This window comes from Acinetobacter sp. 1125_18A, from assembly GCF_052824985.1.
In genome coordinates this window covers 17,086-29,517 of record NZ_VTDG01000025.1, presented here as the reverse complement: position 1 = coordinate 29,517, position 12,432 = coordinate 17,086, and the positions used below count along the sequence as shown (strand labels likewise).

6 protein-coding genes and 1 pseudogene are annotated in these 12,432 nt (G+C 33.5%); 2 read left to right on the top strand and 5 right to left on the bottom strand.

Features of this window, described 5'->3' with window-relative positions; all coding sequences use genetic code 11:
* Positions 1-504 precede the first annotated feature (504 nt).
* Both FY049_RS21685 and FY049_RS21680 read right to left on the bottom strand, forming a co-directional pair.
* Positions 505-1,110, bottom strand: a complete 606-nt coding sequence (locus tag FY049_RS21685; RefSeq protein WP_446084370.1) for a helix-turn-helix domain-containing protein — start codon at positions 1,108-1,110, stop codon at positions 505-507.
* 716 nt (positions 1,111-1,826) lie between these two features.
* Positions 1,827-2,177: pseudogene (locus tag FY049_RS21680) on the bottom strand (IS5/IS1182 family transposase); the annotation flags it as partial.
* A gap of 1,418 nt (positions 2,178-3,595) precedes the next feature.
* On the opposite strand from FY049_RS21680, the gene FY049_RS21675 reads away from it, so the two are divergent.
* Positions 3,596-3,853: a hypothetical protein gene (locus FY049_RS21675; protein WP_446084369.1), complete on the top strand. Its 258-nt coding sequence runs from the start codon at positions 3,596-3,598 to the stop codon at positions 3,851-3,853.
* Positions 3,854-4,523: 670 nt separating this feature from the next.
* On the top strand, positions 4,524-5,966 hold the full coding sequence (locus FY049_RS21670; RefSeq protein ID WP_446084368.1) for a hypothetical protein: 1,443 nt from the start codon (positions 4,524-4,526) through the stop codon (positions 5,964-5,966).
* Positions 5,967-6,223: 257 nt separating this feature from the next.
* Here the strand turns inward: FY049_RS21670 and FY049_RS21665 are convergent, their stop codons facing one another.
* The 3 genes from FY049_RS21665 to FY049_RS21655 form a co-directional block, all read right to left on the bottom strand.
* Positions 6,224-7,498, bottom strand: coding sequence for a tyrosine-type recombinase/integrase (locus FY049_RS21665; RefSeq protein WP_446084371.1), 1,275 nt, complete (start codon positions 7,496-7,498; stop codon positions 6,224-6,226).
* A 332-nt stretch (positions 7,499-7,830) separates the two neighbouring features.
* Positions 7,831-9,981: a TonB-dependent receptor gene (locus FY049_RS21660; protein WP_446084367.1), complete on the bottom strand. Its 2,151-nt coding sequence runs from the start codon at positions 9,979-9,981 to the stop codon at positions 7,831-7,833.
* A gap of 88 nt (positions 9,982-10,069) precedes the next feature.
* Complete coding sequence (locus FY049_RS21655; protein ID WP_446084366.1) at positions 10,070-12,295, bottom strand: Ig-like domain-containing protein; 2,226 nt, start codon at positions 12,293-12,295, stop codon at positions 10,070-10,072.
* Positions 12,296-12,432 lie beyond the last annotated feature (137 nt).

The following is a 12,432-nucleotide window of genomic DNA, read 5'->3' as shown; positions in this document are numbered from 1 at the left end:
GTGAGCTCAGCTATCACGTTCCAAGTTCGATTTGTTGTGAAAAGGAAAAGCATTGTTTTTTAAATTTAAGAAAGAACCAATTTTATAACGTTCTAGGTCCTATAGTTTCAAAATTAATCAACATCAACATAATCAACTTTATATTTGGAGAGATGATTAAATTGTTAAATTAGGTTAACTCATGATATTAAATTTTAATTAAAGGAAACCACCATTAATGGCGGTTTTTTCAATGAAAAATCATGCACAGTTCGATCAAATTATTTAAGCTTATGAGGAATATTTCGGTTAAAAGAATGGTACTAAGCTATTGCTAAAACTAAACGCTGTTAACTAATTTTTAGCTAAATTAAGGATTTTTCAATCAAATACACTAAATTTAGTTTGAAGAGTATTAAATATCCAAACCTTAAATATAATGATAATTCGATAAAAAATGAATAAAGCTTACATGTAATTTACTTAAAATAAATTTTCTATTAAGATCTTAATATTTTGATGCGCTTAAGTAGTGTCCAAATACGATATTTGATTATTTACATTTTTCACTACTACTTTTAAAATTCTTTGTATAACAGTACGAGTAACTGAAAATCGTTTAGCTATAGAGTTAATGCTTTCACCTTTTTTGAAATATTGAAGCACTTGTTTTTTTTGAACTTCTGATAAAATCTCGGGTCGGCCATTTTTTTTTACAATAATATTGAGATTTTCATTATTGAAATTAAATGATTTTTCAAATTGGGAACATAGCATCAAGAAATGATTAAAGAAAATCCTTAAATCTCCATTAATTTCATTTTTTGAATAATCCAAACAAATGAGTCTAATTTGTTTCTCGAAAATTTGATTAGCTATTAATAACATCTCTTCAAATCTACAACCTAAACAATCTAAACTTTTTATTACTAATATATCACCAGAAGATAAAGAGTAATTTATCGAATTTTGAAATAAATCTCTAGAATATATAGATTTACTTACAGAGGCTTCTTCAAGAATTAATCTGTTCTTTGGAATTTTATAGCCATATTTGTATAAAATTGAAAGAAATTTATCTGATTCAAATTTACTATTGGGCTCAATTCTAACATAAGCATAAAATTTCATTTCAATACTCCTAAATTTCTAAACTCAGTAATACTTAAAATATTTCACATAGTTAATTTTCAAAAATGAAATTTTCATAAGTAGTATGATTGTAGAAATCAGGATTTTGATACAAAATTACTAATTTGATGAACACCTCAAATTCTATGTAAATAAAATAATTACTGATACTTAATACTCATATTTACAAAAAAATGAAAACTTATACTTGAAAATTGCTGCCTCAAATCATTCATTGATGAGAACTATATTATTGTATAAATTAAAGATTTAATAACATAAAATATATATTAAAAACATTTTATTACAAAAAATAAAGTATGGTTTTAATTATTAAATCAGCATTTTTTAATTTTGATATACCTGAAATTGGGTATTTTAAAATTAATTTTATATCTAATTGGTTTGTCAATGTAATCGGTGTAATGGCTCTAATTTTTAAACAGTTTTTTATTTTAAAAGGACTTTTTTACACAAAGCATTTCTTAAAGTCTATATAGCAATATAATTTTTAAAGAATAAAGCTACTCTAAGAATCTATCGATTTGGTTTGATTCCAATACTCAATGCCACATCCAATCGAACGTAAATCAAAGTAGAAATCAAACCTAAAGTGTAGTGGGGGGATAGCCACCAAAATTTTAGGCACATATAGCCATCTTTTGATGGGCCTTTTCATAATCTACTGAAGAGCTTTGACTATTGGAAGCATGTCATCATTTTAAATTAAAAAACATCTTCACTTGGCTTTGAAAATTCCTTGCACTTAGTTTATTGCCCAATAATTTGATGCAATACATCTTGGTTTCTACCAAGCCTCAGTGATGATAGCCAGCCGACTTTTACAAATTCCTCTATCTATGCGTTTGACCGTTTTCAATAATTCTTTTCTCTGTATAGACCTCAGAGTTTTAACCTTCCAAGGGTTTGTATTTTTTGTGGAATGATTGCATGTGAGTGTCGATCTGAAATTATTTTTTACAGTATTTCGTGACATAAGCTCCATCGGTATAGAAAGAGCCAATCTGCACATCTGGTGGAATTTGATCAAATAAATCTCCAAGTACGAGCAGGGTTTTCTATACCAATGGTTGTAGGTTCAAGCCCTAAATGACTTGCTATATTTTAAGGAGAACAGCATGCTCCGAATTAAACAAATCTTCTGCTAACACGTATTGAGAATACAGCGATTTCTTTACTCTGAGGGAATGTCGGAAGCGTGGGAGAAATCAAACCTATTTAGACTTTAAAGAGAAGTGAATAAATAATCGACAGCATCTTAACTGTCTTTTATTCGTAATATTATTAAATTAAATATGTTTAAAACATTTAATATTTAGCTTTCATGAATTAAATTATAAATTTTAATTAAATTCATTTGCTCATTTATTTATTTAGGTTATTATTTAAGTGAGAGTTTTTTTATTAGTTTTATGTTAGCATAACTATCAATTCTTTAAAGGCAGGTTATGTGGAAGTTTATCAAAAGTTTTAATACAATAGATACGTATTTAATTTTATCGTTTATTTTTTTGATTTTTTTATTGATTTTGACTATTTTAGAGCTATAAGGAACAGTAGTTAATTAATTTTATTGTCTGAATTTTTATAAAATTGGTTTAATTTTTTTGATTAAAAAAATGGGGAGTTGCAGTATTCTCTGTAAATTGAAATAATCAACCAATAAGCTATAGCACAAAGAATACCAATAGCTGTAATTATAAGATCTGAAGAAGTATAACCATATATTGCTACTATAAAAAAAGCAGAATAAATGATCGTATGTGTTTTCTTTATTTTAAAATGAATCATGCTAACTAGTTGCAAATGAAAATATTTTATATTTAAATAGATTTGATATAAAGTATTTTTTATAAAAATTAATATGTTTTTAATTAATTTATGTTTAAAACTTAATTATTAAATTAATAATTAAGCTGTTTAATATTATTGTTCACTTTACTGGATTTTTGGAATTGTCAATAAAATTTCTACTATAATGATTTTCTTTAGAATATTTATCAAGAATAGGTTGACCCATTCAATCAAATGAAAAATGAATTGATCATGAATGGTAGAGTCAGGTTCGATTGCTTCGCTTTGTGTTTGTGAAAGATTATTGAAGCATAACCTGGAATAGACAGAACTGAAGCACTAAGCAATCTCAAACGACACGAATCTGAGATCAATAAGTATCAAACCCTATCTCATGGTCTTATGACTCGTGATGAGATGATTGTGATTGATAGAAAAATTAGTCAGTTAAAAGATAGATTTAAAGTTATTAGAAGTATTTTGAGTGATTGATGTTTATTACTACTAATAGAATGCGTACTTAAACATGTTTTAAAATTAAAATATTTATTGTTTTATATATCATGTATTTAAGTTAAATATCGCATAAAATTTAATGTCAAACTTTCTTATTGAATTATTTACTAATAAAGTAATTTGTTTAATCAATCAAGGAGGTTAGAAAATTTTTATGTTAATTATTTCCGCTTCTGAGGTTAATAGAATTTCTGATTCATTACATAAAAGTTATGTACATCAAATCCAATTTAATTTAATTGGTAGCATTCTAGAGAGTGTGAGCCGTGGTGATCAATTCGCAAATGTATATCTTCCAAGTGACATAAGTAACTATGAAGTAGAAAATTTAAGTAAGAAATTCAAAGAAGCTGGATATAAAGTAAAAGTCATACAGGTTGGTGTTGAAGTTATTTTTTCAATTTCATGGTGATGTATTTTTAATAATTGATTTAAATTGCCTCATACTTGCACTTATCTTAATTGCCTTGCAACATGGTATAAATATCAATCTCATATCTAAATGAACTCGCCAATTGATTGCATAAAACTAGTCCACTACTAAGTATTGCCCAAATCCACATTTTTTACATTATTTTGCAATGCAAAGTTCAATTTATCAACAGACATATTTTAAATTACTTAGATCCATTTAAACATATAAATAAAGTTTAATTGGCAGGTATCTAAAATTTCTGCTTTAGTAGAATTAGTGATGTCTAGGAAATAATGTATTTATGATTGTAATTGGTATCTACTACAAAGAACTTAAGTGCATAAAAAGTGTTTTAAATATAAAATAATTTAAAACACCATGTAAAATATTGCAAATAAATTATTAAATAAATATTAACAGGAGCTTAGTAATATAGATCCATGAAATTCGTTATAGTTCCTATAATAAATATCAACGTCTCTATAGCCGCTGATCGGCGTTTAATTAAATAAAATATAAAATATGATAATTTACTCACGGTGTTTATTGATTCGAGAAAAACACATTTAAGTTGAGTAAGGATCTAATATTTTACTTAATTTAAGTCAATAGTAAGTATAAAAAAATAATTTGTTATTTGGAATTAACTAATAGATCTGGAGTTTTCATGTTTAACCACTTAATGATAATGTTGTTTGTATCAAGTTCTTGTTTTTTTAATATAGCTTCAGCTAGACCAAACTTACAAAGCATGACTGATGAACAGATGTCAGAAACTAATGGTCAAGCACTATTGAGTCTTGCCTATTTAGCCCCAACAGATGGGGCAAATTTAATGACTAAATATTCTAATAGTTCAAATATTGGATTCTATAAATTGGGTTTAGAGGCTGAAGCAGAACTCAACATAAATGTTCGAAATATACAATTAGGATGTGGCGGGACTAATGGTGCTGGAGCATGCGATATTGATATTAAAAATTTATCATTAAGCGGTTTACCAGATGGTTATATATCTGCAAGTGCCGATTCCCCAAATTTCAGTACCAAAGCTAGACCACTTACAAGTGCTGTGTTGACAAATCCATTTCTAGAGTTTGCGATAAAAAATCCAAACACTACAGCAACAAGAGAAGTTATTGGCATACGTTTTAGTGCTGAAAAGATGAATGCACTCTTATCAGCAGGACTTCTAAATGAAACAAAACCAACAACAGATGGAATTCAAAAATTAAGTGGGTTTATGCGAATAGCAGCAACCACTGGTGATGCAAGTACTCAAGCGACTATCTTTGGTAAACAACCCAACCATCAAATTAAAGGATTGCTGAATGCTTTATGGTCTAATCGAGAATTTACATCAGAACCAGGAAGTTCTGATACAAAAGGTATTAGTATTCCATCACTGAGTACAAATTTTAGTATTCCTGAATTTCAGATCAATGGTAATCGAATAGATAATGCTCATGTTGAAGGCGTGAAAACTAAAATCAATTCTATTGCTTTAGATAAGGGACCATTGAATCAACTTAAAGTTAATTTTGATTCTATTGGGTGGGTTGCTAATAAAGCAAAAATTGAACTTGCTGAGCGATCAGCGGTAACAAATTTAAATATGGATATCACTTTTGATCAAGCATTAAGCATGTTTCATAATATACCACTGAGTGGTACGGGTGGTTACCTAAGTATACAGCAGCAACCATTATTATGGCCAGGCAATTATATTTTTTCAGGTGATACAAATGGTAAATCCCTGAAGGAAATGACTAAAAGTGATGTTGCCCAAAAAGGGTGGTGGATGTCTTTTGCTGAACCTATCCAACTAGGCCATTTGAAAGCGACACAAGAAGTTAATATTAAAGATGTTTTACCTCAAGTAGCAACGTTAATGACTAACGAATTATTAAAAGAGGAAAATAGAGTTTATGCACCAGCAGGAGCAGCACTCCTTACACTCTTTGGAGTAACAATGACAACGCCTAAACCAATTATTGTAGATTTAAATAGGGCGACTTTAGCTAATCCTGCAAAATTATCTTTATCTAATTTACAATTAGGAAATCAAAATATTACACCTAACTGCTATGGTAGTTTAAGGTTTTGTTAATTTGTTTGGTAAGGTCATTGAAGAGTTAGTTTTATAAAATCTAAAACTATTCAGCTCAAAATTTCCCAAATACCTTCAAGTGAGTAACTGTATCGTAATATAATTTATAAAAACTAGCCATAATAAATAAGCTAGTTTTAGTGCTAAAACATTTAAAGAGCATATAAATTATTTTTTTTCTAAGATTTATTTTTATGGATGATTTGTTTTCGCTAAAAATTATGTATTCACATGCTTCTGCCTTAAAAGCCGAAGTATTATTTTAATGCATCACAAAAGACAGACCAATCGGCCATTAATGCTTTACGTTTTTCGAGATAAGCTCCACGTAAATAAGCTGCTTCAACTTCATCAGGAAGTTTATGTGCAAGAACATGTTCACAGACTTCACGAGGATAATCGGTTTTGTCTGCTGACCAATCACGGAATGTCGATCTGAAACCATGTGTAGTAACAACCCGATTCTGTTTAGGGTCAATATAGCCAAAGCCATTTTCTTTAACTTTTTGTTCATGCATTCGTTTAATCAATGCTGTCAGTGACATATCAGAAAGCATGCCACCGCCACGAGGTGCAGGGAAGATAAAATCCTGAGGCTGGTTATACTGTTTAATGGATTCAACCAATGTGATGGCTTCTTGGGATAAAGGAACATGATGTTCCTTCTCAGCTTTCATACGCTCTTTAGGAATAATCCAAACTTTAGATCCAAAATCAATTTCTTGCCATTTAGCACCAAAGATTTCACCAGAGCGACAAGCCGTTAAAATTGCAAACTCTAACGCTTTGGGTGAAATACCATCTTTTTGGCGAAGATGTTGAACAAATTCTGCTACTTGGTCATAAGGTAAAGAAGGGTGGGGGCGTGATATCTGTTTTAAATTACCTAGAATAGGTTCTAAGTTAGCTTTCCATTCGGCAGGGTTGTCACCTTCAAAATATTCCATGGCTTTAGCATAATCAAAAATAGTTTCAATACGACCACGAAGCCGTTTAGCTGTTTCATTTTTCTCAGCCCAAATGGGTTCCAAAACTTTGGCAATATCGACTTTAGTTATTGAGCCAATCACACGGTCACCTAAAGTTGGATAAATATAAGTCTCTAATGTAGTCGACCATTGAGCAATATGTTTCTGATTTTTCAATTCACGCGATTTATTAGCAATCACAATCTGAGCACATTCACGAAAAGTTCGAGCATGAAGTTTTTGAATACGTAAAGCCTGAAGCTTTTCCTGTTTTTGCTGGATAGGATCAATTCCATTTCGGATTTGTGCCTTCATTTCTTGAGCTTTGGTTCTTGCTTCAGCTAGGGATACCTCAGGGTATGAACCTAAACCAATATCACGGCGATGGACTTGTTGGTTACCATTTTCATCAAAACGTTGACCTACAACCACACGTAAAATCCAAGCACGAGAACCATTCACAATACGCAGGTGCAAACCATCTACACCACCGACAGCATGCCTACCATTTTCTTTGATTTTTGCTACACTGAGTGCAGAGAGTTCTTTGGCTTTCTTAGGCATAGGATTTTTTTGTCCCACATAATAACCCACATAGAATATTGGAAATGATCGGATTAGGCAAGACGTGGTTGGATTGATATTTAATTAAATTGTTGAAAGTTAAATATATGTTGGATTGGTTCGGACACAATAATATAGGTATTATACGGACACCGCTTCCGCCAAATATTAAAAAAGACCCTTAAATTGTTAAGGGTCTTTTTTTTGCTTTGATTTTGTTTAACGGACCTTGTATAAACTTTGAATTGAAATAGAACAGATCAGATTGATTTAGATGATCATCATGTTGAATCTCTTTTCACAGATGAGGGTAGCAACCCAAAAATTTACATTCATTTATAATTATTCCATTTAAATTCAGCATTGATAAAATAAGTACGTTCCAGACCATTTAAACCACTATACGCAGCTCTATAGGTGGTATTGCCGAGGTTACGAATCCCTGCACTTAAATTGACATATTTATGATTAAAACCTGCATATAGGCTACCGATGGTATAAGAATCAAAGCCGCCTTTTTGTATGACTTGAGGTTCATCAAATACAGTCTGAATTTTGCCTTTCACCCATGGCTGTAACGGCAATTGGCTAAAGGTATATTTATAATGGCTGTTAATATCAATTGGATGTGCCGCAGCTTGTACAAAAACATCTTCAGAATCAATTTTATTAAAACTACCTGAAATACCAAAATCATGGACTTCATCCATATAGTTGGCACTTAATTCCATACCCCAATTATTGACTTGGTTGGCATTATAATATTGGGTGGTGTCTTGAAAAAAGTCAGATTCATGATCATTGAAATTGCCTGTCGCTATATTGCATTTACCAATGCGAATACAGTTTTCTAAACCAACCCGATCAATAACTCTGCGATTGGTTTTCGTCCAGATATATTGGTCAAAGTCGCTATAAAACACGCTGGTATTTAAAGCCCAATGATCATTGAGGTATTTCCAGGCCACTTCAGCATGGTAGCCTTCTTCAGGTTGTAAAGCTAAACCCCCACCCAAAAAGCCACCAAATGTATAACGTTCATACAAATCAGGCGCACGGAAAGTACGGCTGATATTGGCGGAAATATTCTGGGTATCGGTGAGGTGATATTGTGCTCCAAGTGCCCATGTTGGTTCGAATATGGTTTTTTCAGGGGTAATTCCCGAAATACCGATGAGTTGTGAGGCAAGTTCAGCATTTGCCCCAGGAAGTAATTTTTGTCGGGTTGCCCAATAATTGGCACGTACTCCTGCAAAACCTGTCCATGTGCCGAAGTCATATTCTAGATTGGTAAAACCTGCATAATAATCTTGTTCAGAATACACCGCGGTGACGGCCTTATCTAAAACAGCTTCCAGACCAAAACTGGCTTTTAATTGATGCCAGTTTAAAAATAGATTGGCATTAAAATTATCACTGTCTAAGGTTTCGGTATAACCGCCTTCTTGTTGGCGTTCCAGTAAGGACTGTTTGTTATATTTAAATGAGAAATTATTAAAAATTCCTAAATTGTCTTTACGATAAGTGATGGATTTGGATTCACGTTCCTTGCGCGCTAACAACATTATCATGGCATCTTGCATGGTACTGCCATGTGCTGATGCAATATCTTTACCGATCCATTGGTCATAATCGAGATCGATTTGGCTATCGGTAGCAAATTTTCCTGATAATTTGGCACTCAGTGATTCGGCGTCATAACCCAAATCTTTGACGGTTACTGTGCTATTCACTGCATTTAATGCATTGGTTTTACTAATCGCATATTTTTTATCAGCATCACCACGAACCCGATAGTCATTGGAAGATTCTTTGGTATAAGTGACCTTTGCACCAAAATTATCCATGCCTGCGTTTAGACTGGTGGTGGAACTGGTTTTGTCATAGCCTTCATCATAAGCGAATTTTTGACTGACCCCAATGCCTTGATTCATTTGTACTGGTTTGGTCTTGACGATAATGACGCCACCTGATGCCCCAGGGTCATAAATCACCGCAGGACTTCCTTTTACCACTTTAATCATTTCAACGTTGTTAATATCCACCTGATTGATTTCACCAGAACCTGAGTGATCTAAACCTTGATTGGCGATTTTGATGCCATCGACAACACTGACCACGCGTTGCCCAGTCAGACCACGAATTTTTACATTTTTACCGAAAGCCCCAGTTTCGGTAATGGAAACACCAGGAATATCCCGAATCGCTTCTTTGACATCGGTTAAGCCTTCCTGCTGAATTTTTTCCTGACTGATGATCTGTTTGGAATAGGGTTTGTTAAACATTTCTTGTTGATTTTGTCGCTCTGCCTTGAGGACTTTTTCTGCTGTAACTTCAATGACAGGCAGTTTAGTAGGTTGTTCATCATTTATGTCTGTATCTTTCTTATTATCTGCTGCATAGAGATGATAGAAGGGAGAGTATCCACCAGCAATACACAGGGTCAATAATAGATATCGTGGGAGAAAGGGAGGTGTGTTCATGACAGAAATCCAGTCAAAATAAACGCAGGGTTGCTGCCCCCATCTTAAGAATAGCAACAGCAACCCGATTGAATAAGCTATGTATGGATTAGTCAGTGATCCAAGAACCATTAATATGATTAACTTTTTTCAATGACTTTTCTTTTTCTGAGAAGCCACTAGTCAGTATAGGAACACCAGCATGACTACCCGTCATATGCAAGCCAAATAGACCACCAATCCCAGCCAACGTGACATTACCTGAAGCGTCAGCAGTGACATTGGTAATTCCACCTCCACCCTCTAAATCCTTGATTTTACCCATGAGTTTGCCCGTGGTGGCATTGACAATACTACCGACTGTGTCAGTTGGATCTGTTGCTTGATTGGCACGTTTGTTCCATAACAATACATTACCTTCATAAACACCATTGGCACGGAATGCAGTGCGTTCAAAGTACATACGGCCAAACGTTGGGGAGACGCTGGTTTTGCTGGTTGTTGGCGCATCGAGTGGTAATTTATAAACGTTATAAACACGGGTTTCTGAGGCAGTTGGATTGGTCTCATTGACATAGACATAATCACCTACTGCCACAGCAGGTACCCGCATTGAAGTAAAGTATGGAATATCCTGATCAATAACAGCATTATCCAACGCTGTTTTTGTGGTTGTGGTTGCAGTATTTAACCAGCCTTGTTGATAATTGAGATTCATCTTGTCTTTAGATAACTTGGCCGCTTCGACAAATAAATAACCATTTTTGACCGCAGTCAGGTTGAGATTATATGACAGAGCCACATTGCTTGAATTATTGGCTAAATCAGTACCAGTGCCATTATCATAAATTTTGCTTGCACTGGTGCCTGTCAATTTCAGAATTTCGGCATTTTTAAAGACATAGGCTTTGCCAAATATTCTATGGGTGATCGCTGCATTTTGTGTATCAAGGTTATAATTAATCAATAAATAACCGGTATTACCTTCTGCCAAATTATCGACTACATTTGGCATGTTAAAGAAATTACTAAAGATACCAGAACCACCATGCCCACCACCAAATTTAATTTGATGATGTTCAGGGTTATAATTCGCAGGATATTCTGCACCTGTTACATTCGTTAAGGTTTTTGCAGTTTTATCATAAGCATAAAGTGTTTTTACACCTTCTTTTGCCAAATAAATATGGGTATCGTTTTGTGCTAAGAAGTAGTATTGACCTGTCCCGCCACTAATATCAGTACAGGTGATTAAATCAATGGTACAGCTTTGTAAACGCGCAGCTTCATTACTTGCGGTTGGGTAGCTTCCTTTGACATAGGCAGCACTATAGTTGACCAATACCGAATCAGTTTTACCTGTGCTGTTATTGACAACTGGCTTAATGGTTCGACCTTGTGTCACTTTGCCATCTGATAAACGTACAGTGATATAGGCATTTTTAATATTGTCAGACAGTTCGCCTCTAAAAATATCGGGTAGTTTGGCAAAAGTACGCAATTGCACATAGGAGTTATTAATATCAGTTTCATTGAGATACATAGTTTGTGTATCACCAATCGCCTTCATTTCTGCAGTTTTTAATGCTGCTGGTAATGCTGCACTACTAAAAATGGTGGCTTGACTGTTTGGATTGCTTGCATCAAAACGTTTCAGAATATTGTCGGTATAGAATGTGTATTCAGTTGCAGTTGTTTTGCCAGCTGGAGTGTAAGTACGTGTTTCTTTAGAAGCATTTGGGTCAAGGAAAATACCATATTCACGTTTTTTATAAACTGTTTTATCGCCATCTTTTGCAGCACTCATCACAAAGACACGATTGCCTAAAATCACGTTGTTGATGCTGTTGTAAGAGTCCTGTTTGTCGTTATTAGGGTCATAACGGACAATTTGAGAGTTACCAGTATCTGGGTTGGTGACTTTGTAGAATTGATAATCAAACACCGATTCAACTTGAGTATTAATCGTAATGCTCAGATCTGTGCTAAGTGAACCATCACTGACACTCACCACAAGTGTATCTGCACCTACCACATTGCCTGCAATATAAGTGATCACACCTGTTTTACTATCAATGCTTGCAGTGCCTAATTTTGGCGCTGTTTTAATGCTATAGGTAAGCGCGTTGTTTTCAGCATCTTTTGCCGTTACGCTAATTTTTTTACTTTCCAGGGTTTGTACGGTCACTGGGCTGATCGCATCAATTGTTGGGGCAGTATTGCTCGGTTTGCTGTCTCCACTACCACTGCCACCCCCACCACAACCTGTAAGAATGGTACAGATTGAACTGGCAATCAGGGTTTTATGACCTATTTTCATTTTAGATAACAACATTGCTTTATCCTTTGCTTGATAAAAAAATGGACAATCATCGTGGCTAGAAAGGACAATGCTTTGTTGGCTATATGATAATGATAATTATTTACATTAAAAATACTAATCTAATACAAAAACTGAGTCAACATAATATT

What these genes read in the sequence shown, in the direction of transcription:
- FY049_RS21675 (WP_446084369.1), top strand. Translation starts at nt 3,596, where the DNA reads ATGTTAATTATTTCCGCTTCTGAGGTTAATAGAATTTCTGATTCATTA.
- FY049_RS21685 (WP_446084370.1), bottom strand. Translation starts at nt 1,110, where the DNA reads ATGAAATTTTATGCTTATGTTAGAATTGAGCCCAATAGTAAATTTGAA.
- FY049_RS21660 (WP_446084367.1), bottom strand. Translation starts at nt 9,981, where the DNA reads ATGAACACACCTCCCTTTCTCCCACGATATCTATTATTGACCCTGTGT.
- FY049_RS21655 (WP_446084366.1), bottom strand. Translation starts at nt 12,295, where the DNA reads ATGTTGTTATCTAAAATGAAAATAGGTCATAAAACCCTGATTGCCAGT.
- FY049_RS21665 (WP_446084371.1), bottom strand. Translation starts at nt 7,498, where the DNA reads ATGCCTAAGAAAGCCAAAGAACTCTCTGCACTCAGTGTAGCAAAAATC.
- FY049_RS21670 (WP_446084368.1), top strand. Translation starts at nt 4,524, where the DNA reads ATGTTTAACCACTTAATGATAATGTTGTTTGTATCAAGTTCTTGTTTT.